This window comes from Nocardioides sp. S5, from assembly GCF_017310035.1.
Taxonomy (GTDB): domain Bacteria; phylum Actinomycetota; class Actinomycetes; order Propionibacteriales; family Nocardioidaceae; genus Nocardioides.
In genome coordinates this window covers 599,590-624,876 of record NZ_CP022296.1, presented here as the reverse complement: position 1 = coordinate 624,876, position 25,287 = coordinate 599,590, and the positions used below count along the sequence as shown (strand labels likewise).

29 protein-coding genes are annotated in these 25,287 nt (G+C 72.2%); 12 read left to right on the top strand and 17 right to left on the bottom strand.

Going from position 1 to position 25,287, the window contains the following annotated elements; all coding sequences use genetic code 11:
• Positions 1 to 13: 13 nt before the first annotated feature.
• Both CFI00_RS03150 and CFI00_RS03145 read right to left on the bottom strand, forming a co-directional pair.
• Positions 14 to 259 (bottom strand): glutaredoxin family protein, encoded by a 246-nt coding sequence (locus tag CFI00_RS03150; protein ID WP_242532657.1) that lies wholly within the window; start codon positions 257 to 259, stop codon positions 14 to 16.
• Positions 256 to 1,812: a class I adenylate-forming enzyme family protein gene (locus CFI00_RS03145; RefSeq protein WP_207083842.1), complete on the bottom strand. Its 1,557-nt coding sequence runs from the start codon at positions 1,810 to 1,812 to the stop codon at positions 256 to 258. The genes CFI00_RS03150 and CFI00_RS03145 overlap by 4 nt, the downstream gene beginning before the upstream one ends.
• A gap of 31 nt (positions 1,813 to 1,843) precedes the next feature.
• Here CFI00_RS03145 and CFI00_RS03140 point away from each other — a divergent pair, with 31 nt between their 5' ends.
• From CFI00_RS03140 to CFI00_RS03130, 3 genes are all read left to right on the top strand, one after another.
• Complete coding sequence (locus tag CFI00_RS03140; protein WP_207083841.1) at positions 1,844 to 2,731, top strand: HAD-IB family hydrolase; 888 nt, start codon at positions 1,844 to 1,846, stop codon at positions 2,729 to 2,731.
• 86 nt (positions 2,732 to 2,817) lie between these two features.
• A complete protein-coding gene (locus tag CFI00_RS03135; protein WP_207083840.1) occupies positions 2,818 to 3,597 on the top strand; it encodes a sigma-70 family RNA polymerase sigma factor in 780 nt (259 codons plus the stop codon).
• A 79-nt stretch (positions 3,598 to 3,676) separates the two neighbouring features.
• The gene (locus tag CFI00_RS03130) at positions 3,677 to 4,909 is read left to right on the top strand and encodes a DUF5667 domain-containing protein (protein ID WP_207083839.1); all 1,233 of its coding nucleotides are present in this window, start codon (positions 3,677 to 3,679) and stop codon (positions 4,907 to 4,909) included.
• A 9-nt stretch (positions 4,910 to 4,918) separates the two neighbouring features.
• On the opposite strand, the gene CFI00_RS03125 is transcribed toward CFI00_RS03130, so the two are convergent.
• The 5 genes from CFI00_RS03125 to CFI00_RS03105 form a co-directional block, all read right to left on the bottom strand.
• Positions 4,919 to 6,073 (bottom strand): lysophospholipid acyltransferase family protein, encoded by a 1,155-nt coding sequence (locus tag CFI00_RS03125; protein ID WP_207083838.1) that lies wholly within the window; start codon positions 6,071 to 6,073, stop codon positions 4,919 to 4,921.
• Entirely contained in the window at positions 6,066 to 7,043 is a 978-nt protein-coding gene (locus CFI00_RS03120; RefSeq protein WP_207083837.1) for an NAD-dependent epimerase/dehydratase family protein, read from the bottom strand. The genes CFI00_RS03125 and CFI00_RS03120 overlap by 8 nt, the downstream gene beginning before the upstream one ends.
• Positions 7,044 to 7,056: 13 nt before the next feature.
• Entirely contained in the window at positions 7,057 to 7,158 is a 102-nt protein-coding gene (locus tag CFI00_RS03115) for an AURKAIP1/COX24 domain-containing protein (RefSeq protein WP_008356322.1), read from the bottom strand.
• Positions 7,159 to 7,255: 97 nt separating this feature from the next.
• Positions 7,256 to 7,462: a helix-turn-helix domain-containing protein gene (locus CFI00_RS03110; RefSeq protein ID WP_207083836.1), complete on the bottom strand. Its 207-nt coding sequence runs from the start codon at positions 7,460 to 7,462 to the stop codon at positions 7,256 to 7,258.
• Between the two features lie 188 nt (positions 7,463 to 7,650).
• Positions 7,651 to 8,832, bottom strand: coding sequence for an acetoin utilization protein AcuC (locus tag CFI00_RS03105; protein WP_207083835.1), 1,182 nt, complete (start codon positions 8,830 to 8,832; stop codon positions 7,651 to 7,653).
• A 110-nt stretch (positions 8,833 to 8,942) separates the two neighbouring features.
• Between CFI00_RS03105 and CFI00_RS03100 the strand changes: the two genes are divergently transcribed.
• From CFI00_RS03100 to CFI00_RS03090, 3 genes are read left to right on the top strand one after another with little or no spacing between them, the layout of a single operon-like run.
• Positions 8,943 to 9,377: a hypothetical protein gene (locus CFI00_RS03100; protein ID WP_207083834.1), complete on the top strand. Its 435-nt coding sequence runs from the start codon at positions 8,943 to 8,945 to the stop codon at positions 9,375 to 9,377.
• 10 nt (positions 9,378 to 9,387) lie between these two features.
• Positions 9,388 to 9,840, top strand: coding sequence for a hypothetical protein (locus tag CFI00_RS03095; protein WP_207083833.1), 453 nt, complete (start codon positions 9,388 to 9,390; stop codon positions 9,838 to 9,840).
• 10 nt (positions 9,841 to 9,850) lie between these two features.
• Positions 9,851 to 10,519, top strand: coding sequence for a TetR family transcriptional regulator (locus CFI00_RS03090; RefSeq protein WP_207083832.1), 669 nt, complete (start codon positions 9,851 to 9,853; stop codon positions 10,517 to 10,519).
• 1 nt (position 10,520) lies between these two features.
• Here CFI00_RS03090 and proC read toward each other — a convergent pair whose 3' ends face one another.
• Both proC and CFI00_RS03080 read right to left on the bottom strand, forming a co-directional pair.
• Entirely contained in the window at positions 10,521 to 11,321 is an 801-nt protein-coding gene (gene proC, locus CFI00_RS03085) for a pyrroline-5-carboxylate reductase (RefSeq protein ID WP_207083831.1), read from the bottom strand.
• 9 nt (positions 11,322 to 11,330) lie between these two features.
• A complete protein-coding gene (locus CFI00_RS03080; RefSeq protein WP_207085356.1) occupies positions 11,331 to 12,260 on the bottom strand; it encodes a proline dehydrogenase family protein in 930 nt (309 codons plus the stop codon).
• A gap of 89 nt (positions 12,261 to 12,349) precedes the next feature.
• Here CFI00_RS03080 and CFI00_RS03075 point away from each other — a divergent pair, with 89 nt between their 5' ends.
• Positions 12,350 to 12,757, top strand: a complete 408-nt coding sequence (locus CFI00_RS03075) for a hypothetical protein (RefSeq protein ID WP_207083830.1) — start codon at positions 12,350 to 12,352, stop codon at positions 12,755 to 12,757.
• Here CFI00_RS03075 and CFI00_RS03070 read toward each other — a convergent pair.
• The 4 genes from CFI00_RS03070 to CFI00_RS03055 are packed head-to-tail and all read right to left on the bottom strand — an operon-like array spanning position 12,754 to position 15,993.
• Positions 12,754 to 13,491 (bottom strand): ABC transporter permease, encoded by a 738-nt coding sequence (locus tag CFI00_RS03070; RefSeq protein ID WP_207083829.1) that lies wholly within the window; start codon positions 13,489 to 13,491, stop codon positions 12,754 to 12,756. The two genes, CFI00_RS03075 and CFI00_RS03070, sit on opposite strands and share 4 nt — an antisense overlap.
• Complete coding sequence (locus CFI00_RS03065) at positions 13,488 to 14,207, bottom strand: ABC transporter ATP-binding protein (protein WP_207083828.1); 720 nt, start codon at positions 14,205 to 14,207, stop codon at positions 13,488 to 13,490. Before CFI00_RS03065 ends, CFI00_RS03070 begins: the two co-directional genes overlap by 4 nt.
• A 39-nt stretch (positions 14,208 to 14,246) precedes the next feature.
• A complete protein-coding gene (locus CFI00_RS03060) occupies positions 14,247 to 15,044 on the bottom strand; it encodes a sugar phosphate isomerase/epimerase (protein WP_207083827.1) in 798 nt (265 codons plus the stop codon).
• A 4-nt stretch (positions 15,045 to 15,048) separates the two neighbouring features.
• Positions 15,049 to 15,993: a Ppx/GppA phosphatase family protein gene (locus CFI00_RS03055; RefSeq protein ID WP_207083826.1), complete on the bottom strand. Its 945-nt coding sequence runs from the start codon at positions 15,991 to 15,993 to the stop codon at positions 15,049 to 15,051.
• A 45-nt stretch (positions 15,994 to 16,038) separates the two neighbouring features.
• On the opposite strand from CFI00_RS03055, the gene CFI00_RS03050 reads away from it, so the two are divergent.
• The 3 genes from CFI00_RS03050 to CFI00_RS03040 all read left to right on the top strand — a co-directional run bounded on the left by CFI00_RS03050 (position 16,039) and on the right by CFI00_RS03040 (position 18,228).
• Positions 16,039 to 16,815 (top strand): hypothetical protein, encoded by a 777-nt coding sequence (locus tag CFI00_RS03050; protein ID WP_207083825.1) that lies wholly within the window; start codon positions 16,039 to 16,041, stop codon positions 16,813 to 16,815.
• Positions 16,816 to 16,909: 94 nt separating this feature from the next.
• Entirely contained in the window at positions 16,910 to 17,548 is a 639-nt protein-coding gene (locus CFI00_RS03045) for a VOC family protein (protein WP_207083824.1), read from the top strand.
• Entirely contained in the window at positions 17,545 to 18,228 is a 684-nt protein-coding gene (locus tag CFI00_RS03040) for a class I SAM-dependent methyltransferase (RefSeq protein ID WP_242532655.1), read from the top strand. Before CFI00_RS03045 ends, CFI00_RS03040 begins: the two co-directional genes overlap by 4 nt.
• Before the next feature lie 6 nt (positions 18,229 to 18,234).
• Here CFI00_RS03040 and CFI00_RS03035 read toward each other — a convergent pair whose 3' ends face one another.
• The 3 genes from CFI00_RS03035 to CFI00_RS03025 all read right to left on the bottom strand — a co-directional run bounded on the left by CFI00_RS03035 (position 18,235) and on the right by CFI00_RS03025 (position 21,116).
• On the bottom strand, positions 18,235 to 19,503 hold the full coding sequence (locus CFI00_RS03035; protein WP_207083823.1) for a hypothetical protein: 1,269 nt from the start codon (positions 19,501 to 19,503) through the stop codon (positions 18,235 to 18,237).
• The gene (locus tag CFI00_RS03030; protein WP_207083822.1) at positions 19,500 to 20,000 is read right to left on the bottom strand and encodes a SigE family RNA polymerase sigma factor; all 501 of its coding nucleotides are present in this window, start codon (positions 19,998 to 20,000) and stop codon (positions 19,500 to 19,502) included. Before CFI00_RS03030 ends, CFI00_RS03035 begins: the two co-directional genes overlap by 4 nt.
• Before the next feature lie 72 nt (positions 20,001 to 20,072).
• On the bottom strand, positions 20,073 to 21,116 hold the full coding sequence (locus tag CFI00_RS03025; RefSeq protein ID WP_207083821.1) for a LacI family DNA-binding transcriptional regulator: 1,044 nt from the start codon (positions 21,114 to 21,116) through the stop codon (positions 20,073 to 20,075).
• Between the two features lie 275 nt (positions 21,117 to 21,391).
• Here CFI00_RS03025 and radA point away from each other — a divergent pair, with 275 nt between their 5' ends.
• Positions 21,392 to 22,786 carry a DNA repair protein RadA gene (gene radA / locus CFI00_RS03020; protein ID WP_207083820.1) on the top strand — a complete coding sequence of 465 codons (1,395 nt, stop codon included), beginning with the start codon at positions 21,392 to 21,394 and terminating at the stop codon, positions 22,784 to 22,786.
• Between the two features lie 114 nt (positions 22,787 to 22,900).
• A complete protein-coding gene (disA, locus tag CFI00_RS03015; protein WP_207083819.1) occupies positions 22,901 to 23,983 on the top strand; it encodes a DNA integrity scanning diadenylate cyclase DisA in 1,083 nt (360 codons plus the stop codon).
• 502 nt (positions 23,984 to 24,485) lie between these two features.
• On the opposite strand, the gene CFI00_RS03010 is transcribed toward disA, so the two are convergent.
• Positions 24,486 to 25,286, bottom strand: a complete 801-nt coding sequence (locus CFI00_RS03010) for a hypothetical protein (protein ID WP_207083818.1) — start codon at positions 25,284 to 25,286, stop codon at positions 24,486 to 24,488.
• Between the last annotated feature and the right edge of the window lies 1 nt (position 25,287).

The window sequence follows — 25,287 nt, the reverse complement described above, 5'->3', positions numbered from 1 at the left end:
GCGCCGGTCGCGCTCACGCCCCCAGTGCCGCCCGCAACCGACCCTCGTCCACACGCCAGAAGTCGTGCTGGCGCCCGTCGACGAAGGTGACGGGCACCTCCTCGCCGAAGCGGTCCTCGAGGTCGGGGTCGCTGTCCACGTCGACCTCGACGAAGGACTCCCCCAGGTCCGCGCACACCCGCGCCACCACGGCCCGCGCGTCGTCGCAGAGGTGGCAGCCGACGCGGGAGTAGAAGGTGATCCGGGGCTCGGCGCTCACTCGAGCAGCCCCAGCTGCCGACGACGCTCGAGGCCGCGCAGGCGACCCTTCTGCACCTTGCCGGTGACGGTCAGCGGCAGGGCGTCGACGACCTCGATGCGCGTGGGCTGCTTGAAGCGGGCCAGCCGCACGACGGCGTGCGCCCGGACCGCCTCCTCGAGGTGGGTCATCGGCCGCGACGCGACGACGTACGCCACCACGGCCTCGCCCGTCTCGGGGTCGGGGGCACCGATGACGGCGGCGTCGGCGACGCCGTCGACCTCACGGATCACGTCCTCGACCTCGGTCGGGTAGACGTTGAAGCCGCTGACGATGATCAGCTCCTTGACCCGGTCGACGAGGAAGAGGTCGCCGCTGGCGTCGAGGAAGCCGACGTCGCCGGTGGCGTACCAGCCCTCGGCGTCGGGGCCGTCCGCCCCGTCGGGCCAGTAGCCGGAGAAGAGGTTGTCGCCGCGGACCTGGATCTGGCCGGGGTCCTCGCCCTCGACCTGCCCCCACGTCTCGTCGACCAGGCGCAGCTCGATGCCGGGCAGCGCGGCGCCCACGGAGCCGGGCGCCGGGTCGGCGCTGCACAGCGTGCTCGTGACGACCGGAGAGGCCTCGGTGAGCCCGTAGCCCTGGTGCACCGGGATGCCGGTGATGCCCGTGAACTCCTCGATGACCGACGCCTCGAGCGGCGCGGAGCCCGACAGCACCAGGCGCACCGGACCGAGCCGCTCGCGCAGGTGCTCGTCGGGGAGCCAGTGGGCGAAGGCCGGCGGCGCGATCGGCACCACGCTGCACGCCTCGTCGTCGATGAGGTCGAGCACCGCCTGCGGGTCGAACTTCTCCACCAGGAGCAGTCGCGCCCGGTGGCGCAGCACCCCGCCCAGGACGGCGTTGAGCCCGTAGACGTGGAACAGCGGCAGCACGCCGAGCACGACGTCGTCGCCGTGCATCATCGGCGGCTCGACGGCCGCGACCTGCTCGATGTTGGCGAGCAGCGCGCGGTGGCTCAGCATCGCCGCCCGCGGGCGCCCGGAGGTGCCGCTGGTGTAGAGCAGGGCCGCGAGCTTCTCGGGGTCGGGCAGCGGGGGCACGGGACGTACGACGTCCGCGCGCAGCTCGGCGAAGTCGAGCTCGCCCTCGCCCCGCTCAGCGTCGACGACCACCACGGTCGGCGCCGGCACCTCCCCCGCGGCGGCCAGCTCGGCCAGCCCCTCGCGTACGACGTCGAGGGCGGTGGCGTCGGCGATCACGAGCCGGGTGCCGGAGTCGGCGACCATCCTCGCCACCTCACCCGGCGCCGAGCGCGGGTTGACCGGGACGGCGACGACCTGCGCGCGGAGCACGCCGAGGTAGGCGGTGACGAACTCGATCCGGTTGCCGACGGCGATCATCACGCGCTGGCCGGCACGGATGCCGTGCACGCCGAGACCGGTGGCGATCCGGGCCACTTCGTCCTCGAGCGCGGCCCACGTCAGCGAGCGTCCACCGCTCTCCACGAGGGCCTGCCGGTCCGGCACGTCGGCAGCCGCCTCGGCCACGAACGCGGAGATGTCGTTGCGCGGCATGGGCAGATCCTTGCACGACTAGGCTTGCCGGGTGACCCCGTCCGAGCGACCGCGACGCCTCAACCTGCAGCAGCGCTCGGCTCTCGCGGGCGAGGCGGCGGCGGCCTCGGCGGAGGTCGAGAGCGCGCTCAGCACCCCCAGCGACCTGACCGCGGCAGCCTTCTTCGACGTCGACAACACGGTCATGCAGGGCGCCAGCATCTTCCACTTCGCGCGCGGGCTGCACCGCCGCCAGTTCTTCACCACCCGCGAGATCGCCTCGGCCGCGTGGAAGCAGGCCTACTTCCGCATCGTCGGCGTCGAGGACCCCGAGCACGTCACCGACGCCCGCAACTCCGCGCTGTCCTTCATCGCCGGGCACACCACCACCGAGCTCGAGGAGCTGGGCGAGGAGATCTTCGACGAGGCGATGGCGCACCGGATCTGGCCCGGCACCCGTGCCCTGGCTCAGCTCCACCTCGACGAGGGCCAGCGCGTGTGGTTGGTGACGGCCGCGCCCATCGAGATCGCCAGCATCATCGCCCGGCGCCTCGGCCTCACCGGCGCGATGGGCACCGTCGCCGAGCACGTCGACGGCGTCTACACCGGCCAGCTCGTCGGCGACCTCCTCCACGGCCCCGCCAAGGCGGAGGCGATCAAGGCGCTCGCGGCCCGAGAGGGCCTCGACCTCTCCCGCTGCTCGGCCTACTCCGACTCCAGCAACGACCTGCCGATGCTGTCCATGGTCAGCGACCCGTGCGCGATCAACCCCGACGCCCGGCTGCGGGCCCACGCCCGCGCCCACGGATGGCGCATCCACGACTACCGCACCGGGCGCAAGGCCGCCCGCGCCGGTCTGGTGGCAGCCGCGGTCGCCGGCGCCGTGTCGGGCGCGGTCGCCGCGGGCGTGAGCGTCCGGGGACGTACGCACTCCGCCTGAGGTGTAACTGATAGTTACTGATGGGTTCACAACTCCCCCTCCGGCCACTTATCGTGTGAGGTGCTGCACACCGGGAGGGACACCGCATGCGGTCATCACACGACCTTGGGCATGCCTTCGACGAAGGCATGGACGCGCTCCGGCGCGCCGTCCTCGCCGCGCTGTCCCTCCACCCGGTCCCCCAGGTGCTGCTGGCCGAGGCCGCCACCTCCGGCCCCGCACCCGCCCCGCTGCCGAGCCGCGGCACCGGTGCGACCGGCAGCCCCGTCGGCGACGAGGACCGCGCGACGTCCTCGGAGGTCGACGGTGCCGAGCGCGAGCGGCTGATCGCCCTCGTCGAGCTGGCCCGCGCCGGCGACAAGGAGGCGTTCGGCCTCCTCTACGACCACTACCAGGCCTCGGTCTACCGCTTCCTCTACTACCGCACCCGGTCGCAGACGCTCGCCGAGGACCTCACCTCGGAGACGTTCTTCCGTGCGCTGCGGAGCATGAACAACTTCCGGTGGCAGGGCAAGGACTTCGGCGCCTGGCTGATGACCATCGCGCGCAACCTCACCACCGACCACTTCAAGTCCGGCCGCACCCGCCTCGAGATGACGACCGAGGACATGACGCCGCACGACGACAGCACCGAGGGCCCCGAGGACGCGGTGATCGCCGGGCTCACCAACGAGGTCCTGCTCCAGGCGCTCACCCAGCTGCCGACCGAGCAGCGCGAGTGCCTGATCATGCGGTTCCTGCAAGGGATGTCCATCGCCGAGACGGCGCTCGCGCTCGCGCGTTCGGACGGCGCCGTCAAGCAGCTCCAGCTGCGCGGCGTAAGGAATCTGGCCAAGCTCATGCCGGAGGGGTTGAGGGAGTCGTGACCCGACCCGTAACCCGCACCTCCTCCCGCTCGTTCGTCCGGGTGGGAGCACCCACGAGCAGCCAGACAGGACGAGAGCAATGACAGCCGCATTCTCGGCACGACGACGTGCCGACGAGTTCGAGGCGCTCCTCTCCCGGGAGGCGGACTCCCTCCTCACCGACCGCGACGCGCAGAAGTACGCCGATCTCCTCGGGGTCGTCTCCGACCTGAGGTCCCTGCCCGAGGTCACTGCGCGCCCCGAGTTCGTCGGGTCGCTGCGGGAGCGCCTGATGGCCGAGGCCGACACCGCGCTCGTGCGCCAGCCGCCCGCCCCGCAGCGCCTCGCGATGCCCGCCACCACCCGTCGTCGCGACCGCCGCCTCGGCGCGTTGCTCGGAGGCGTCGCCATGGTCGGCGCGACCGCCACCATGGCCGTCGCCGCGCAGACGTCGTTGCCCGGCGAGTCGCTCTACGGCGTCAAGCGTGGCATCGAGGCCGCCCAGGTCCGGCTGGCCGACGACGAGTCGCAGCGCGGGCGCACGCTCCTCGCCCAGGCCGACAAGCGCCTCACCGAGCTCGAGCAGCTCGCTGCGGGCGACGGTGGGGGCGAGCAGCTCGTCCCCGACACGCTCGACGCCTTCACCGAGCAGTCCAGCACCGGCGTACGCAGCCTGCTGACGTCCTACGACCGCGGGGTCGAGCAGGACGCCCAGCGCGCCCGTGACTTCACCGCCACCAGCCTCGAGCGGCTCGACGCGCTCGAGGAGCAGCTGCCCGAGAGCGCGCGTGACGAGCTGCTGGCCGCCGGGCGCACGCTGACCGACCTCGACCTCGAGGTCAGCAGCGCCTGCCCGGTCTGCACCGGCGGCATCACCGCCACCCCGGACTTCCTGCTCACCAGTGCCCCCGTCGACCTGCTCACCGGGCTCGACGTCGACGAGCTGACGCTGGAGGCGGCGCCCGTCTCGGGCCAGGACCTCACCGGGATCGTGGTGCCCGAGGAGCTGAAGGCGCTGCCGACGGCCGTGCCCACCTCGACGGCGCTGCCCACCGCCGTGCCGACGCCGGCCACGACGTCGCTGCCCGACCCGACGAAGACCGACCCGACCACGACCGAGCCGGGCAAGCCGATCAAGGACCTCACCGACGGGGTCACCGGCACGACCGGCAATCTGGTCGACGAGGTCGACGAGATCACCGGCGGCGCCATCGGCGGCCTGACCAGCGAGGTCGACGACGCGACGGGCGGGCTGATCGGCGAGATCACCGGCACCCTCGACCCGCTCACCGGCAACACGCTCGGCAACGCGACCGGCGGCCTGCTCCCCTGACGGGGATCGTCAGCTGAAGACTCCGTCGCGCTCGCGCAGCAGGTCGAAGAGCGTGTGCTGGATGGTCTCGCGCACCTGGTCGGTGACGTTGAAGACCAGCATCGGGTCCTCGGCCTCAGCGGCGTCGTAGGAGTCGGTGCGGATCGGCTCGCCGAACTCCAGGATCCACTTCGACGGCAGCGGCACCATGCCGAGCGGGCCCAGCCACGGGAAGAACGGCGTGACGGGGATGTAGGGCACGCCCAGCAGCCGCGCGAGCGAGGGCACGTTGCCGACGAGCGGGTAGATCTCCTCGGCCCCGACCACGGAGAGCGGGATGATCGGCACGCCGGTGCGCAGGGCGGCCGACACGAAGCCCCCACGGCCGAAGCGCTGGAGCTTGTAACGCTCGCTGAACGGCTTGCCGATGCCCTTGAAGCCCTCGGGCCACACGCCGACGAGGTCGCCGCCGGACAGCATCCGCTCCGCGTCCTCGACGCACGCCAGCGTCGCACCGCCCTTGCGGGCCAGCGAGCTGACCACCGGGAGCTTGAAGACGAGGTCGGCGCCGAGCGGGCGCAGGAAGCGGTGGGCGTGGTCGTGCACGGTGAGCATCGTCATCAGGCCGTCGAGCGGGACCGTGCCGGAGTGGTTCGACACGACCAGGGCACCTCCCTCGGCGGGGATGTTCTCCAGGCCGCGCACCTCGAGGCGGAACCACTTCTGCGCGATCGGGCGCAGCGCGGTCATGAAGAAGCGCTCGGTGAGCTCGCGGTCGAAGCCGTAGTCGTCGACCTCGTAGTCGCCCTCGAGCCGGCGCCGGGCGAAGGCCAGCAGCTCGGCGAGGCGGCGCTCCCAGTCGTCGCCGAAGACCTCCAGCGCCGCGCCCTGAAGCGCGGAGAGCCAGTCGCCGACGGGGATGCCGGCGTCGAGGCGGGGTCGCGTGGTCGCGGGGCCGGGCGTCGGGGCCAACGGCGGCGCCTCGGCGGCCGGCTCCGGAGCAGGTGCGGGCTTCTCGGGGCTCGCCTTCTTCGCCGCGGGACGCTTCCTCGGCGCGGGCTTGGCGGTCGAAGGCGCGAGGTTGCGCGCGGCCGACGACGGGCGGGCGCTGCCCGAGCCCCGGCCCGGCCTGCCGCCGGTGCCGATCGGGATCACGACGGCGTCCTCGCGGGCCTCCTCAGCCACGGCTCGCCCCCTGCGGCTCGGCGGGCGCCAGGGCGCGGCAGAAGTCGGCGAAGGCCTCGGCGGTGGAGTACGCCGGCTCGAAGCCGAGGTGGGTGCGCATCCGGGTGGTGTCCACACCACGACCGTAGGTCAGGTAGCCCAGCTGCTCGGGCGAGAAGTCCGACAGGCGGGCCTGGCGCATGGTGGCGCCGAGGCGACCGACCGCGAACCGCGGGAGGGCGACCGACGGCGTGCCGAGGCGGCGTACGGCCTGGCTCAGCGTCAGCAGCCCCTCACCGGCGACGTTGAAGGTGCCGGGGATCCCCGAGGTCGCTGCGTGCCGCAGCACGGCCATCAGGTCGTCCTCGTGGAGGAACTGCAGGCGCGGGTCGAAGCCGAGCACCCGCGGGATGACCGGCAGCCGGAAGTAGTTGGTCAGCGGGCTCGTCACGTGGGGCCCGATGACGTTGGCGGCGCGGATCATCGTCACGTCGACGTCGGGCCGACGCCGCGCGAAGCCGCGGACGTAGCCCTCGACCTCGAAGACGTCCTTGGCGTAGCCCGAGGACGGCTGGCGCTTGGGCCCCATGTCCTCGGTGAACATCGCGGGGTCGCGCGGGCTCGAGCCGTAGACGGTGGTGGTCGACTTCACGACCAGGCGCTCGACGGTCGTCGACTTCTGGCACGCAGCGAGCAGCTGCATGGAGCCGATGACGTTGAGCTCCTTCATCGTCCCGCGCCCGCCCGCGGATCCGGGCGTGGCGATGACGCTCATGTGGACGACGGTGTCGACGTCCTCCTTGGCCAGGACCTTGGCGATGACCGGGTTGCGGATGTCGGCGCGGACGAAGGAGACGTCCCCGATGTCGCCCCGGGGAGGGACGACGTCGACCCCGATGACCCGCTCGATGGACGGGTCGCCGGCCGCGGCGCGCGCGAATCGTCGCCCGATGTCCCGGGAGATCCCGGTGACCAGCACGACCCGTCCCATGGTCGAGGGGGTGTTACTTGCCGAGCTTGCGGCGCTGGACGCGCGTCTTCTTGAGCAGCTTGCGGTGCTTCTTCTTGGCCATGCGCTTGCGCCGCTTCTTGATGACAGAACCCACGTGGATCAGACCTTTCCTTTCGGCCGACGCTCGTCGGCCGGACCCGCCCACCCTACTTGGCAGGTGCGGGCAGCGCGGAATCGGTCCGGACGAGGCCTCAGCCGGCGTTGTAGAAGCTCTTGCGCAGGTACTCGTTCACGTCGTCCTCGGTCACCCGGAAGGACCGGCCGACGCGCACCGCGGGCAGCTCGCCGCCGTGGACGAGACGGTAGACCGTCATCTTCGAGACCCGCATCTTCGACGCGACCTCGGCAATGGTCAGGAACTGCGCCTCGGACATGTCGCCAGGGGTGTTCTCAGCCATGGTGTGCACCGATCCTTCTGTACGGCGACGGCGCCGGCTTCCGCGCCGGCGTCACAGGCGTGCCGCTCCTGGTGACAATAGGGCTCGCGTGACGCGTGGGGAAGAGGAATGCCAGAGAAACATGTGGGACTGGCGGCGTGTCGGGTTGATTCTTTACCCGACGAGCGTCGCGCCCACTCCGGGGCGGATCAGGGCAGCGGGTCGAGGCCGTGCAGCGGGAAGGTCTCCATGCGCGTGGCGTGGATGGCGCGGTCGAGCCAGGCCTCGGGGTCGTACCCGGCGGACCAGTCGCGGTAGGCGGGCGTGCGGCCGTCGGTCATGCGGTGCGGCGCGCTGGCCCCCAGCACCTCCTCGACGTACGCCCTCCACGCCGGCGGCGTCGGGGTCGCGGGGTCGAGCGGACGTCCCGCGGCGATGGCGAGCAGGTGCGCCCAGGCGCGCGGGACGACGTCGACCACGCTGTAGCCGCCACCGCCGGTGACCACCCACCGGCCGTCGGAGACCTCGTGGGCGAGCTCGTGGAGGGCGAGGTACGCCGCCCGCTGGCCGTCGACGCTGAGCATCATGTGGGCGAGGGGGTCGTTCATGTGGGAGTCGCACCCGTGCTGGGTCACCAGCACCTCGGGGCGGAACTCGCGCAGCAGCGGCGGCACGACGGCGTGGAAGGCGCGCAGCCAGCCCGCGTCGGCCGTCCCCGGCGGGAGAGCGACGTTGACGACCGAGCCCTCGGCGGCGGGCCCGCCGGTGTCGGTCGGGAAGCCGGTGCCCGGGAAGAGCATCTGGCCGGTCTCGTGCAGCGAGATCGTCAGCACGCGCGGGTCGTCCCAGAAGATCTTCTCCACCCCGTCGCCGTGGTGGACGTCGATGTCGACGTAGGCCACGCGCTCGGCGCCGTCCGCGAGGAGCTGGGTGATCCCGACGGCGACGTCGTTGTAGATGCAGAAGCCGCTGGCCTTCTCCGGCATGGCGTGGTGGAGCCCACCGGCGATGTTGACCGAGTGCAGCGACTCGCCGCTCCACACCTGGCGGAAGGCCTCGAGGGTGGCGCCCACGACGTGCGCGCTGGCCTGGTGCATGTCGGCGAAGACCGGGTCGTCCTCGGTGCCGAGGCCGCGCGCGGCGTCCTCGTAGCCCGGCGTCGCACCGGCCAGGGTGACGGCGTCGATCAGGCCCTGGTCGTGGACCGTGGCGATCTGGGCATCGGTCGCGACGGGAGCGTCGACACGCTTGATGGACTCCAGCACGCCGAGCTCCTCGGCCAGGCGCATCGTGAGGTCGACCCGCACCGGCGACATCGGGTGCGTGGGGCCGAAGTCGTACTCACACAGTGTCTGGTCGAACACGACCGACGTGGGCCCGGAGCACTCCATGTGGCGGACGTTACTCCCGCCTCGGGGCCGGACCGACCAGCGGACGGAGTTGAACGTGTTCAATATCTGTGGCACCATCACTTTGAACACGTTCAACAATGAGAGGGACGATGATGACGGTCCACCGGGCGTGGCGCCCCCAACCGCTGTGGACCCCGGCGGGCCTGCTGCTCGGCACTGCCTGCGGTGCCCTCGTCGGCCTGGTCGTGATGACGGCATGGACGGCGCTCGACGGATTCGACGGTGTGGGTGCACTCGGCGCGTACGCTGCCGTGGTCGGCGGGTTCGTCGGCGGAGCCACGGGCCTCGTCGTGGGGGCCGTCATGACGTTCCTGGTGGGCAGCCACCTGCCTCACGAGGAGGCGCGGGACCGAGCGGCCGTCGTCGGCACGCTCGCCACGACGTTCGTGCTGGCGCTGGCCCTCACACCGCTGTGGCCCGCCTATGTGCTGGGGGCCCCCGCGCTCGTGGTCGGCATGCTCTGTGCCGGGCCGTTGTGCCTGTGGCTGGCCGCGACGCCGCCCTTCCGCTCGGACGTCGGCTGAGGTGGCGGACATGTATCGCCCGCAGCCGTTCTGGATGTTCAAGGGCGTGCTGCTGGGCATCGCCGCGGGGAGCGTGGTCGCCTCCGACCTGCTCGTCGCAGGCGTCATGACCCGCACGCAGGAGCCCGACACCATCCACATCCCGGAGGGGATCGGATCTGCGATCTCCCTGGGCGTCTTCTTCGGCGGCATGATCGGCGCCCTCACCGGCCTGCTGGTCGGGCTGGTGATGACCTTCGCGCTGGGCAGCCACTTGTCCGCCGAGGCCGAACGGCGTCGCGCCCTCGTCCTCGGGGCGGTGGTGCCACCTCTCGTGCTGGTCGCGGCGATCTCCGTCGCCTTCGGCTCACCCTTCGTCCCGGGACCTGCCGAGGCGGTGCCGCTCGCGGGCTCCATGCTGCTGGGGGGCCCGCTCGCGCGATGGGCCGCGCGGTTCAAGCTGCCCCGCGTGGACCACTCCTAGGGTGTCGTCCGTGCCCGAGAAGAGAACCGCCAAGGCCGAGCTCACCCGTTCCGGGATCGTGGACGCCGCGATGCGCCTGTTCCGCGAGGGCGGCTACGACGGCACGACGATGCGCGCGATCGCCGACGAGGCGGGTGTCTCGCTCGGCAGCGCCTACTACTACTTCTCCGGCAAGGAGGAGCTGGTGCAGGCGTTCTACGACCAGATCCAGGTCGAGCACGCGACGGCGGCCGAGCCGGCGTACGGGTCCCCGGTCTTCGCCGACCGGCTCCGCGGGGTGATGGAGGCGTTCGTCGACGTCGCCGAGCCCTTCCACGACTTCGGCGGGCAGTTCTTCAAGAACGCCGCCGACCCGACCTCGCCCCTCTCCCCCTTCTCGCACCAGTCGGCGCCGGCGAGGCAGGCGAGCACGGACCTCTTCCGTCGCGCGGTGGATGGCTCGGACCTCAAGGTGTCACCGGCGCTGCGCGCGGAGCTGCCCGACCTGCTGTGGCTGCTGCACATGGGCGTGGTGCTGTTCTGGGTGCACGACGACAGCGAGGGGCAGCGGCGTACGCGCACGCTCGTGGCGGGTCTGGTGCCACTGGTGGACCGGTCGGTCCGGCTCACCCGACTGCCCGTGGTCCGCGGCCTGGTCGACGACGGTCTCGGGCTGGTGCGCCAGCTGCGCGGCGCCTGAGTCAGGAGCCCTCGGCCAGCTCGCGCGAGCGGTTGCGCGCGGCCTCCATCGCGGCGAGGAACGCCGCGCGGACCTTGTGGATCTCGAGCTCGCGCAGCGCGGAGGCAGTGGTGCCGCCGGGTGAGGTGACCTGCTCGCGGAGCACGACGGGGTGCGACCCGGTCTCGCGCAGCATCGTGGCCGAGCCGACCAGCGTCTGCACCACCAGCTCGGTGGCCGTCGCGCGGGGCAGGCCGAGGTGCACGCCCGCCTCGATCATCGACTCGACGACGAAGAAGATGTAGGCCGGGCCGGAGCCGGAGATCGCGGTGACGGCGTCCATCTGCTTCTCCGGGATGCGGAGCACCTTGCCGGTCGAGGCCATCAGGGACTCGGCCTCGGCGAGGTGGGACTCGTCGCAGTGCGAGCCGGGCGCGATCGCTGCCATGCCCTCGTCGACGAGGGCGGGGGTGTTGGGCATGACGCGCACGACGGCGACGCCCTCGGGCACCCGCGACTCGATGAAGGACGTGGTGATGCCGGCGGCCAGCGAGACGAGCAGCTGCCCGGCGCGCAGGTCGGGGGCGATCTCGGCGAGCACGTCGGCCATGTCCTGCGGCTTGACCACGAGCGCCACGGTGTCGGCCTTCGCGGCGGCCTCGCGGTTGGACACCACGGCCACGCCGTAGCGCTCCTCCAGCTCGCGCGCACGGTCCGAGCGCTTCTCACCGACCATCAGCTGGTCGACGCGCCGCCCGGCGCGCACGAGTCCGGACAGGAGGGTCTCCCCCATCACGCCGGCGCCGATGATCGCTGTGCTCATGGGGGGAACCTACTTCTTCGACACGAGCGAGCGCGCGAAGAAGGCCAGGTTCTGCGGCTTCTCGGCCAGGCGGCGCATCAGGTAGCCGTACCACTCGGTGCCGTAGGGGATGTAGACCCGCACGGTCTCACCGGCGGCGGCGAGGCGCTTCTGCTCCTCGGGGCGGATGCCGTAGAGCATCTGGAACTCGTAGGTCCCCGGGCGGCGGCCGAAGCGGCTCGCGAGCGAGGAGGCGATCTGCACCATGCGCGGGTCGTGCGTGGCGATCATCGGGTAGCCCTGGCCGCCCAGCAGCACCTTGAGGCAGCGTACGTAGGACTTGTCGACCTCGACCCGTTCCTGGAAGGCGACGTCGGCGGGCTCCATGTAGGCGCCCTTGCACAGGCGCACGCGCGAGCCCTCGTAGGCCAGCGCACGGCAGTCGGCCTCGGTGCGGTGCAGCATCGCCTGCAGGACCGCACCCGTCTCGGGGAAGTCCTTGCGGAGCTCGCGCAGGATCGAGAGCGTGGAGTCGGTGGTGGTGTGGTCCTCCATGTCGAGGGTTACCGTGGTGCCGGCGTTGCGGGCGGCGCGGCAGATGTCGCGCGCGTTCTCCAGCGCGACCTTGTGGCCGTCGCCGGGGAGGAACTGCCCGATGGCGCTGAGCTTGACCGACACCTCGGCGTGGGGCGCGAGTCCCTGCGAGGCGAGCTCAGCGAGGAGCTCCTTGTAGGCGCGGACGGTGGCCTCGGCCTGGGCGGCGTCGGTGGTGTCCTCACCGAGGTAGTCGAGGGTCACGTGCAGCCCGTCGGCCTCCAGCGTCCGGCTGGCCCCGACCGCGGAGTCCGTGGTCTCGCCGGGGACGTAGCTGGTGACGATGCCACTCGAGACGGGCATGGTCGAGACGAGCTTCTTGACCCCCTGGCTGCGGGCGAGCAGGAGGATCGGCTGGCGGAGCAACGACATGGCGAGAAGGCTACGCCGAACCTCGACGGACCCTTCACAGGTCCTCCACCACCGCGCCCGGACACAGGTCCACCATGGACGACATGACCCGGTTCCCGTCCTCACCGACCGCGCGCTACGCCCTCGCCCTCCTCGTCTCGCTCGCCGCCACGCTCTTCCTCCTGCTCGGCATCGGGGCCCTGGGCATCGTCGGTGACGGCGACCGGGACGCCCTCTACCTCGCGGCGCCCGCCGTCGCCCTCCCGGTGGCGCTGGCGACCCGCTTCCGTCCCGGCGGGATGGTGGTCGCGCTTGCAGGTGCAGCGATCGCGACCGTGGTCGCGGGCGTCGTTGCCGTGGGGCTGGTGGTCACCGACCGCGAGGTCGCGTCGGTGGCCGACGTGGTCATGCTGACGGCGATGTACGCCGGCCTGTTCGCCCTCGCCGCGTGGCTGTTCCGGCGCAGCGAGCGGCTGTCGGCCTCCAGCGCCCGCGAGGCGCAGACGTCCTAGGGAGTACGCCGCCGGAGCGTCGCCGCTCCGAGCGCCAGGGAGACCAGCGCGAACCCGGCCACGACGCCGACCGAGCTCCACACCTCGCCCTGGTCGGCACGGCCGACCAGCTCCTGCATCGCGTCGACGGCGTACGACAGGGGCAGCACGTCGCTCACGGCCCCCAGCACCTCAGGCATCGCGTCGCGCGGGACGAAGAGCCCGCACAGCAGGATCTGCGGCAGCACGAAGGCGGGCATGAACTGCACCGCCTGGAACTCGGTCGTGGCGAAGGCGCTGACCAGCAGGCCGAGAGCGGTGCCGAGGACGGCGTCGACGACCGCCACGACGCCGAGCAGCCACAGCGGTCCGTTGACGTCGAGACCGAGCAGCCCCACGCTCACCGCGACCGCCAGCGCCGACTGCGCCGCGGCGAGGAGGCCGAAGGCGAGGGCGTAGCCGAGGAGGAAGTCGAGCTTGCCCATGGGCATCGCCAGCAGCCGCTCGAGGGTGCCGGACGACCGCTCGCGCAACGTCGTGACGCTGGTGACGAGGAACATCACGATGAAGGGGAACATCGCCAGCAGGGCAGGTCCGAAGCGGTCGAACTGGTCGCCGGGCAGGTTGTCGAACATCCACCAGAGCAGGCTCATCAGCAGGCACGGCACGACCAGCAGCATCACCAGCGTGCGGTGGTCGCGTCGGACCTGACGGAGCACCCGCCCCGCGACGGCGAGGGTCACCCGGGCGCTCATGCCGCGTCCCCCCGGTCCTCGACGAGGCGGAGGAAGGCCTGCTCGATGTCCGCGGCGCCGGTGCGCCGGCGGATCTCCTCGGGCGATCCGTCCGCGATGATGCGCCCCTCGCGCATCAGCAGGAGCCGGTCGGAGCGGTCCGCCTCGTCCATGACGTGGCTGGAGACCAGCACGGCCGCTCCGCCGTCGGCGATGCGGTGGAACAGTGCCCACAGGTCCCGGCGCAGCACCGGGTCCAGCCCTACGGTGGGCTCGTCGAGCACGAGCAGGTCGGGCGAGCCGAGCAGCGCGACGGCCAGGCTCACCCGGCTGCGCTGGCCGCCCGAGAGCCGTCCGACGACCTGGTGCCGGGTGTCGTCGAGACCGACCGCCGCGACCGCCTCATCGGCGGCGGATCGCTCGACGCCGAGCACCCGGGCGAAGAACGAGAGGTTCTCAGTGACCGTCAGGTCGTCGTAGACGCTGGCCGACTGCGTGACGTAGCCGACCCGGGTGCGCAGACCCGCGCTGCCGGCCGGCTCGCCCAGCACCTCCACGCCTCCCGAGCGCACCCGCTGAGCCCCGACCAGGGCGCGCATCAGTGTGGTCTTGCCGCAGCCGCTCGGGCCGAGCAGCCCGGTCACGCCCTGGGAGACGTCGAGGCTGATGCCGGGCAGCACCTCGCGCCCTCCGCGTACGACGACGAGGTCCCGCACCGCCACGACGTTCTTCACCATGTGCTGCATTGTGCTCCGGTGGCTGGTCCGGCGCGCGCTCTACGAGGTGGTGACGCCCAGGTGCGCCCGGGCGAAGGCCAGCGACTCGGCGAGGTCGGCCTCACGCTCGGCGCGGTCGGCCGCGCGGCGCGTGTTGATCTCGAGCACGACGTGGCCGGAGAAGTCGGCGCCCGCCAGGTGCCGGAGGAAGTCCGCGGCCCGCATCACGCCGCGCCCGGGCACGAGGTGCTCGTCCTTGGCCGAGCCGGAGCCGTCGGTGAGGTGGATGTGGCGCAGCCGCTCCCCCATCCGCTCGGCCATCTCGATCACGTCGGAGCGCGCGATCGCCGCGTGGGACAGGTCGATCGTGGTGTTCGCGTAGTCCTCCGTGCTGGGGTCCCAGCCGGGGAGGTACATCTCCATCCCACGGCGCGAGGACGCGCGCCAGGGGTACATGTTCTCGACCGCGAAGGCGATGCCGGTGCGGGCCTCGAGGGAGGCGATCCCCTCCACGAAGCCGGCGGCGTAGTCCTTCTGCCACCGGAACGGGGGATGTACGACGACCACGTCGGCGCCGACCTCGGCGGCCATCTCCGCGGACTTCTCCAGCTTGCCCCACGGGTCGGTGCCCCAGACCCGTTGGGTGAAGAGCAGGCAGGGCGCGTGCACCGCGCAGATCGGCACCCGGTGGTGCTCGCTGAGCTTCTTCACGGCGTCGACCTGCTGGCTCAGCGCGTCGATCCCGACCATGACCTCGACGGCGTCGTAGCCGAGCGAGGCCGCCCAGCCGAAGGCGTGCGCGGTCGACTCGGGGTAGACCGAGGCGGTCGAGAGGCCGATCCGAGGGGTCGAGGACATGGCGTCAGTGCAGCCTCGTCACGACGGAGATCTGGTCGAGGCGCTCGAGGATCACGCCCTCGCGCAGTGCCCACGGGCAGATCTCGAGCGCGGGCAGGTCGAAGATGTCCATGCACGCCTCGGCGACGAGCGCGCCGGGCACGATCTGGTGGGTACGGCTCGGTGAGACGCCCGGCAGGTCGGCGAGCTCCTGGTCCGACATGTCCATCAGCTTGGGGATCCAGCCCGACAGCGTCTCGAGCTCGAGGGTGCGCGGCACCAGGGGCCCGTCGCCGCTGGGCGCGGCGCCGCAGATGCGGGCGAGGGAGCGGAAGGTCTTCGAGGTGGCCGCAGCCTTGTCCGGCACACCCGGGCGCAGCAGGTTTCCGGCGTCGCGTGCGATCTCGGCGCGGATCTCACGGCGCAGCTGGCGGATCTCCTCCTCCGAAGGACGGCCGCCGCCGAACCACGCACGGGCCATCCGGGCCGCGCCGAGCGGGAGCGACCAGGCCACGTCGGGCGCTTCGTCGGCGCCGCCGGCGATCTCCAGCGAGCCGCCACCGATGTCGAAGATCGCCAACCGGCCCGCCGACCAGCCGAACCAGCGGCGTACGGCCAGGAAGGTCAGCCGCGCCTCGTCCTCGCCAGAGAGCACCTCGAGGGAGACGCCGCTGTGCCGCTCCACGTGGGCCAGCACCTCGTCGGAGTTCACCGAGTCGCGGACCGCGGAGGTCGCGAAGCCCAGCATCTCCTCGCAGCCCTTGTCCTCCGCGATCCGCGTGGCGGACGCGCAGAACTCGGTGAGGGCCTCCACCCCCTGCGGCGTGACGGCGCCGTCGGCGTCGAGGTGCTCGGCGAGGCGCAGCGCCTGCTTGTGCGACGAGGCCGGCAGCGGCGCGGCACCGCCGTGCGCGTCCACCACCAGCAGGTGACCGGTGTTGGATCCGATGTCGAGGACGCCCAGGCGCATGACTGCCACGCTACTAGGCCTGTGGCACGCCACTAGGCTGGCCGAGTGCCCGAAGTCGACCTGGTGTTCCCCCGCGCGTACGTCGAGTTCGCCGATCCCGCCGACGACAGCCAGGTCTTCCGCTGCGACCTGACGTGGCTGACCTCGGCTTACACCTGCATCTTCGGACAGGGGTGCCAGGGCATCTACGCCGACGCCCCCGACGTCGGCTGCTGCACGCTCGGTGCCCACTTCGCCGACAAGGACGACGAGGTGCGGGTCGCCGGCTTCGTCGCCCAGCTCACGCCCGACGACTGGCAGCTGCACCCGGGCCGGGCGGTGAAGAAGTCCGACTGGATCGAGACCGAGGACGACGGCGAGCGCAAGACGCTGGCGGTGGAGGTCGACGGCCAGCAGGCCTGCGTGTTCCACAACCGCACCGACTTCACGCCCGACCAGGGGTCCGGCGGCGCCGGCTGCGCGCTCCACGGCCTCGCGCTGCGTCAGGGCCGCAACCCGCTGGAGACCAAGCCCGACGTGTGCTGGCAGCTGCCGATCCGGCGCCAGTTCCGCACCGTGGAGGTGCAGGACGGGACGTCGTACACCGAGGTCTCGATCGGTGAGTACGACCGTCGCGGCTGGGGCCCCGGCGGGCACGACCTGGACTGGTACTGCTCGGGCAACACCGAGGCGCACGTCGCGCTCGAGCCCGTGTGGGTGACCCACGAGCCCGAGCTCGTCGAGCTCATGGGGCCCGAGGCGTACGCCGAGCTCGCCCGCCACTGCGAGGCGCACGCCCGCTCCCGCTCGGCCCTCGCGCTGCACCCCGCCGACCCGCGCTGAGCCCACCACGGAATCCGCGGTGCGGAATTGCTCGATGTCAAGAGACCCCGACCCCGGTGTCAGGCGCCCCGGGGCGTGAGCACAGAATCTGGTCATGCGCCTGGATCACGTCAGCTTCGCCGCCGGACCTGATGGACTTGCCAGCACCGCCCAGCGCATCGGGGGGCTGCTCGGCACGGAGTTCGTCGACGGGGGTGTGCACCCTCGCTTCGGCACCCGCAACGTCACCCTGCCCCTGGCCGGTGACACCTACATGGAGATCGTGGAGGTCCTCGACCACCCCGCCTCCGACAAGGCCCCCTTCGGCCAGGCCGTGCGCGCGCGCTCGGCGCTCGGCGGCGGCTGGATGGGCTGGGTCGTCTCCGTCGACGACATCGCCCCCATCGAGTCGCGCCTGGGCCGCGAGGCGGTCAAGGGCAACCGCCACCGCCCCGACGGCACCGAGCTCGTCTGGCAGCAGATCGGCGTCAACGGGCTGCTCTCGGACCCGCAGCTGCCGTTCTTCATCCAGTGGCAGTCGCCGTCGGCGATGCACCCGAGCAACGGCGCCACCGGCGACTACTCGCTCGCCTGCCTCGAGATCGCCGGCGACCCGCAGCGGGTCAGCGAGTGGCTAGGGGAGACCGTCGAGGCGCCTCTGGAGGACGTGAAGGTCGAGTGGGTCGCCCCCAACGGCACCCCGGGCATCGTCGCGGTGCAGATCCAGACCCCGCACGGCCTCGTGCGGATTTGAAGCCCCGCCCCTCACCGAACATCTGGCACACCCCCGAGCTCTACGAGCTCGAGAACCGTGCCGCCGACCCGCACGGTCGGGTCCTCGCCGCCATGCAGGAGATCGGCGACTGGTCCGGGCGCACCGTGCTCGACGTCGGCTGCGGCACAGGCTTCCACCTGCCCCTGTGGGCCGAGCGCGCTGCACAGGTGGTGGGCGTCGAGCCGCACCCACCGCTGGTGTCGCTGGCGAAGCGGCGTACGAAGCGGCTGGCGAACGTCACCGTGCTCAAGGGGATGGCCGAGGCGCTGCCCCTGCCCGACGCGTCCGTCGACGTGGTGCACGCCCGGTGGGCCTACTTCTTCGGCCCCGGCTCCGAGCCGGGCCTGCGCGAGCTGGACCGGGTCGTACGCCGTGGCGGCACCGCGTTCGTGATCGACAACGACCCCACCCGCTCCACCTTCGGCGCGTGGTTCCGCCGCGGCTACCCCGAGGTCGACCCGCTCGCCGTGGAGCGGTTCTGGTCGCAGCACGGCTGGCGGCGCCGGGAGATCGACATGGGCTGGTCCTTCACGTCCCGCGAGGCGCTCGAGGCCGTCGTACGCATCGAGCTGCCGCCGGCCGCCGCGGAGGAGGCGCTGGCCTCGCACACCGGCACCGAGGTCGACTACGCCGTCAACCTGTGGTGGCGGCACTATTGAGACCGGTCAGGGCTGGGCGAACGTCAGCTGCCCGCTGCTCCACATCGTGGTGACGACCGGGAGGTACTGCTCGTCGCCCGCCCGCTCGCAGGCGAGGGTGACCAGCGAGCACCGCACCACCTGCACGTGCTGCACGAACTCGGGCTCGGGCGACGTCGGGCCGGTCCACCGGTCGGCGAACGGGAGCAGGAACGTGTCGTCTCCCTCCCAGACCGCGCCGCCTCGCTGGGCCTCCAGCTGCGCCCGCCCGAGGCCGACCGGCATGTCGAGGCGGTCCCACCGGCCGTCCGCGATGCTCCACACCCGCGGGAGGTCGTCGGTGAGGAGCCACTCCGCCCCGGGTGAGACGGCGAGTGCCTCGCCGAGCTTCTCTCCCATGCACCCGCTGCGCCACTCCTCCCACGTGGTGTCGCGGAGTCGGTACGTCGTCATGCACGTGTCGGTGTTGCCGGCGACGTAGTCGTAGCGCACGGCGACGTCGGCGGGACCGCCCTGGCTGATGTGGCTGTCCGGCGGGGGCTCGACCGCCGCGGTCGTCCCGTCGTCGCGCAACAGCCACGTCGAGCCCTTGCGCTGCTCGAACGGAGCGCCCTGGTAGACCAGCCCGTCGTCAGTGAAGCCGATGATCCTGATCTCAGTGCCGTAGTCGTCGGCGCCGACCTCGCCCGCCGGCCGGTGTGGCAGCTCGGTCAGGTCCATGGTGTCGAGGTCGACGACGAGGTCGCGGTAGGCGACGCGCCGCCCATCGGCCGAGACCGCCGTCGACCGCGTGTCGACGACTCCCGCGACGAAGGAGCCACCCGGGAGCCTGCGCAGCGACCCGTCCGAGGCCATGACGGCGAGACCGAGCCGCTCCTCGTCCTGCCCGGTCACCACCAGCCACCCACCCTCGACCTGACGAGGGGGATAGCCGTAGTTCACCTCGTCGCCGAGCGTGTCGTGCATCTGGCCGTTGCTCCACAGGCCGCCCTCACCGAAGAACGGAAGCGCCGGGGCTTCGCCCTGCGGTAGGGACCGAGCCCACTCCAGACCCTCCGCCAGGTCGGCGCTCGCGCCGGAGGCCACGTCTCCCTCCGACCCCAGCAGCGGCCCGGGCAGCTGGACCACCGCGGTGGCGACGACGGCCACCGACGCGAGGGCGAGACCACCGGCGACGGCGCGGCCACGACGCCGACGCCGACCTCCGGCGATCGCGCCGCGGGCCAGTCCGGGCGGGACCGTCGTGTCCTCGACGGCGGAGGTGAGCTGCCTACGCAGCTGGGCGTCGATGCTCATCGGTGAGCTCCTGAGAGGTCGGAGGAATGGGCGCGCATGACCGCCATCGCGCGGGAGGCGTGCGACTTCACGGCGCCGGCGCTGCAGCCGAGCGCCTCGGCGATCTGGGCCTCGGAGAGGTCGTCGTAGTAGCGGAGCACGACCACCGCGCGCTGGCGCGGCGAGAGCACCTCGAGCAGGGCGAAGACCTGATCGCGGTCCTCGGGTCCGACCTGGTGGACCGGCACGTCTGGCACCTCGTCGGTCACGACCTCTCCGCGACGCGTGCGCTGCCGGGTGCGGTCGATGGCCGCCCGCGTCATGATCGAGCGGACGTAGGCCTCCTGCGCCCCCTTGCGCTGGATCCGCGGCCAGGCGACGTACGCCTTCTCCAGCGCCGTCTGCACCAGGTCCTCCGCGGCGTGCTGGTCACCGGCAGTGAGCAGCCGCGCCGTCCGCAACAGCGCTGCGGATCGGGCGTGCACGAAGGCGACGAAGTCGTCGTCTCGTCGGGCCACGGTGTCTCCTCGGTTCGGGCGGGTCCTCTGCCCGTGATGACGACGGTGGGACCGATCCGGTTGACGCGAGGGTCAGGACGACTCCCGGATGGCCAGCGTCGGCTCGAGCAGCACGCCGCGCGTCTCGACGGGCTGGTGCGACAGCAGCTGGCGCAGGGTCCGGACGATCTCGACGGCCACGTCCTCGAGCGGCTGCCGCACGGACGTGAGCCCGACGGGGTAGACCTGCGCCACCTGGGAGTCGTCGAAGCCGACGACGGCGATGTCGCGGCCCGGGGCGAGCTGGCGGATCCAGAGCGTGTGGAGCACACCCATCGCGAGGGTGTCGGAGGCGCAGACGAAGGCGGTGGGTGCGGACTCGTCGAGCAGCACCGCGGCCGCCTCGGCACCGCTGTGCACGACGTCCTCGACGCGTGAGGCGAGACCGGTCGTGGGCAGGCCGTTGTCGTGCATGGTCGTCAGCCAGCCGGAGCGACGGTCCTCGCCGATCGGGGAGTCCTTGCGCCAGCCGATCCACGCGATGCGGGTGTGCCCGCGGTCGATGAGGTGCTGGGTGGCGAGCCGGGTGCCGGCTGCCCCGTCGACGTCGACCCAGACGTGGCGCGCCACGTCGTCGTCCCAGGGCCGGCCGAAGGCGACGAACGGCGCCCGCTGCTGGCTCAGCCAAGTGGCCTGCGGGTTGCCGAGGTAGGTGTCGGTGACGACGAACGCGTCGACCGCGGTCGAGCGCAGCAGGTTGTCGTAGCCGCCGATCGGGTCCTCGTCGTCGGCGGGGAAGAGCAGCACGGCGTAGCCGGCCTCCTCGCTCGCCTCCACCAGCGAGTGGACGAAGCGGTCCATCGTGGCGTTGGCCGTGCCCTCCTGGGCGGGGGTGAAGCGCAGCCCGATCAGCGAGGAGGTGCGGGTGCGGAGGTTGCGGGCGGCGCGGTTGGGCGAGTAGCCGAGCTCGGCGATCGTCTGGCGGACCCGCTCGAGGGTGTCGGGACGCAGCAGGTCGGGGTTGTTCACGGCGTTGGAGACGGTCTGGCGCGAGACGCCGGCACGCTCCGCGACATCAGCGAGGGTCGTCGGCGTGACCGGCAGCTGACTGCCACTCCGGTGCTCACTGCGCCCCATGCTGCTGCCCCCTTGATCGATCCAACGAGCGCCAGCATAAGCCTTTCCCAGGCGACGGCACGCCTGCCCGAACGGGTGAGCGGGTTCGGCGCGTCCGGCCGGCACGTCCCCAGCCCGGCAAAGGTTGTCCACAGGTTCCACACGTTGTCCACAGGCACGGCGTACGCGCTGTGGACGGGTGGTCCCGGACCGGCGCGGACCCTCGGTGGGGGCAGGTCGGGGCGCCGGGGCGCGGCGCACCCGTGCTGTCGGTGGCCTCGCCTAGCGTGACGTCCATGTCCACCAAGGCGAAGACCCGCTCCTCCTACCGCTGCACGGAGTGCGGCTGGGAGACGGTCAAGTGGGTGGGCCGGTGCGGCGAGTGCCAGGCCTGGGGCTCGGTCGCCGAGGTCGGCGCCCCCACGATGCGCGCGGCGGCAGGCCCGGTCTCCACGCCGGCGGTGCCGATCGGGCAGGTCGCCATCACCGAGTCCGTCGCCCGGTCGAGCGGCGTGCCCGAGCTCGACCGCGTGCTGGGCGGCGGCCTGGTGCCCGGCGCCGCGATCCTGCTCGCCGGCGAGCCCGGCGTCGGCAAGAGCACGCTGCTGCTGGAGGTCGCGGCCCAGACCGCCCGCACCCGCCAGCGCACCCTCTACATCACCGGCGAGGAGTCGGCCGCGCAGGTGCGGCTGCGCGCCGACCGCACCGGCGGCGTCCACGACGAGCTGTTCCTGGCCGCCGAGACCGACCTGGGCGCGGTCCTCACCCACATCGAGGAGGTCCGGCCGTCCCTCGTCGTCGTCGACTCCGTGCAGACGATCGGCGCCTCGGGCATCGACGGCGTGCCCGGCGGGGTCACGCAGGTCAAGGAGGTCGCCGCCGCCCTGATCCGGGTGGCCAAGACCCGCAACATCACCACGGTGCTCGTCGGCCACGTGACCAAGGACGGCTCCATCGCCGGGCCCCGCGTGCTGGAGCACCTCGTCGACGTGGTGCTGCACTTCGAGGGCGACCGCAACTCCCGCTTCCGGATGGTCCGGGCGATGAAGAACCGCTACGGCCCGGTCGACGAGGTCGGCTGCTTCGACCTGTCGTCCGAGGGCATCGCCGCGGTCACCGATCCCACCGGGTTGTTCGTCGAGCACCACACCCAGGACGTCTCCGGCACCTGCGTGGCCGTGACGATGGAGGGGCGTCGACCACTGCTCGCCGAGGTCCAGGCGCTGCTGACCCCCTCCCCCCTGGAGCGCCCGCGCCGCACCGTCTCCGGCGTCGAGTCGTCCCGCGTCGACATGGTCCTCGCGGTCCTCACCCGCCACGCCCGGCTGCGCATCGCCGGCAGCGACACCTTCGTCGCGACCGTCGGCGGGGCCAAGCTCCACGACCCGGCCGCCGACCTCGCCATCGCGGTGGCGGTCGCCAGCTCGCACCTGGGCGTCCCCGCGCCGCGCGGGGCGGTGGCGATCGGCGAGATCGGCTTGGCCGGCGAGCTGCGCCGGGTCCGCGACCTGCCCCAGCGCATCGCCGAGGCAGCGCGTCAGGGCTTCAAGGTCGCGGTCGTCCCGCGCGGCCGCGCGCTCGCCAGCGAGCGCGGCATCCCGACCCGGCGGGTGGTCGACGGCATTCGCGTGGTCGAGGTGGACGACGTGTTCGGCGCCCTGCTGACCCTCGACCTCACTCCTCCGCTCTAGCCCGCCGGCGCCCGCAGGTCACGGGTTGTTAACGGAACGACCGAAACCCCGGGAGCGCCCTACACTTCACCGGGGTGCCCGGGGGCGGCGCCAGCACGAACAGGTGGAGGACCGGTGGCAGAGCGCATCGACGAGCAGCTGAGGCTGCGCGCGACCCTGGCATCGATCGCGCCCGGTACGCCGCTGCGCGACGGCCTCGAACGGATCCTGCGCGGTCGCACCGGCGCCCTGATCGTGCTCGGGCTGGACCGCACGGTCGACTCGATCGCCACCGGCGGCTTCACCCTCGACGTGCCCTTCACCGCCACCGGGCTGCGCGAGCTGGCCAAGATGGACGGCGCGATCATCCTCGACAAGGACATCACCCGGGTGCACCGGGCCGCGGTCCACTTGATGCCCGACCACACGATCCCCTCCGAGGAGACCGGCACCCGCCACCGCACCGCGGAGCGGGTGGCCAAGCAGACCGGGCACCCGGTCATCTCGGTCTCGCAGTCGATGCAGATCATCGCCGCCTACGTCGGCGACATCCGCCACGTGCTCGAGGACTCCGGCAAGATCCTCTCCCGCGCCAACCAGGCCCTCGCCACGCTCGAGCGCTACAAGCTCCGCCTCGACGAGGTCTCCGCCACGCTCTCCGCGCTCGAGATCGAGGACCTCGTCACCGTGCGCGACGTCGCCGTCGTGGCCCAGCGCCTTGAGATGGTCATCCGGATCGCGCGCGAGATCGAGGACTACGTCCTCGAGCTCGGCACCGACGGCCGCCTGCTCTCCCTCCAGCTCGAGGAGCTCGTGACCGGCGTCGACGCCGAGCGCGAGCTCGTCGTGCGCGACTACCTCCCCTCCGGCAAGCGACGCCAGGCCAGCCCGGAGAACCACCTCGCCGAGCTCGAGGGGCTCTCCCCCACCGAGCTCGTCGACCCGGCGTCCGTGGCCCGCGCGATCGGCCTCGGCGGTGCCGAGCACCTCGACGCCGCCGTGGCCCCCCGTGGCTACCGGCTGCTGGCCAAGGTGCCGCGCCTGCCCGCCGCCGTCGTGGACCGGCTCGTCGACCACTTCGGCGGTCTCCAGCAGCTCCTGTCGGCCGGCATCGACGACCTCCAGGCGGTCGAGGGCGTCGGTGAGCTCCGTGCCCGCAGCGTCCGCGAGGGGCTCTCGCGCCTGGCCGAGTCGAGCATCACCGAGCGCTACATCTGAGACGAGCAGCCGCGCGCGACGAAGGAGCGCGCGGGGTGGGCTCGGCCAGATCGAGTAGGCCCCGCGGCTGAGGAACGAAGCCGCGACGGGCCGTACCGAGATTGAGACGGCCAGCGTCGACCGAGGCACGAGGTCGGCGCGTGGGGCCGGCCAGATCGAGTAGGCCTCGCGGCTGCGGAACGAAGCCGCGACGGGCCGTACCGAGATTGAGACGGCCAGCGTCGACCGAGGCACGAGGTCGGCGCTAGGGCCGGCCAGATCGAGTAGGCCCCGCGGCTGAGGAACGAAGCCGCGACGGGCCGTATCGAGATCCCGCTTTCGATGCAAGATCGTCGGGGCCCTGGCTCGCACCGCTCACGGCCGCCGGCAGTGCAGCGTACGAACGACTGGCACAGTGCTTCCGTATCCAAACTGGAGCCTTGCCCGCGAAGGTTCGCACTGGAACCTCCAGTTTCCCCGGGTACCCGGGGAAACTGAGGACCCCGGAAGCCCGGAAGCCCGGTCAGCCGGCGGAGTTCCCCGCGCCGTCCTCGCCGGGCGTGTGCGAGGTGTCGCCGTTCTTCTTCTTGCCGGGCTTGGGGTCGGCGGTTGTGGTCACCACTGCGGGCTGGGGCGCGACGAGCTCGAACTGCACGTCGGTGCCTTCACCACCCAGGGACGCCGCGAGGACGTGGTAGAAGCCCGGGAACGCCCATTCGGTGCGACCCGAGCAGGTCTCGTCGGAGCGCTTGCCGTCGGCCCACGTCACCACGACCGGGGTGTCGACGGCCTGGCGCACGACGACGTCCTGCACCGGGATCGCGGAGGGGCACTCGCGGGTGCTCCAGATGAAGTCACTGCCGCTGGTGATGGTCAGCGTCAGGGTCTGCGGGGACACCTGCCAGGTGCAGGCCTCCGCGACGACGGTGCGCAGGTTGACGGTGATCGGCACGTCAGCGCCGCCGGTGGCGGTGGTGAGGGCGGGGGTCGCGACGATGTCGGAGTCGGTGCACGGCCCGGACGGCTCGGCGAGCACCGGCTCGGGCGGGACGACCTGCTGCTCGCGCTTCTTCTTGCCCTTCTTGCCCTTGCGGTCCTTGCCGACGACGGCAGTCGGGCCGGCGGTCGGTGCGGCTGCGGGCTCGGTGACGCTGGCGCCGGCCTGCCTCGCGGCCGGGGTGGTCGCGTCCTTGCCGTCCGCCGAGCCACCGAGGACGCGCGCGAGCACGACGAGGAGGAGGAGCGGGATGCCGAGCACGACGATGCGCCGGGCCCAGTAGACCCGTGCCGGCAGCGGCCCGCGAGGTCGTACGGTCGAGGCCATG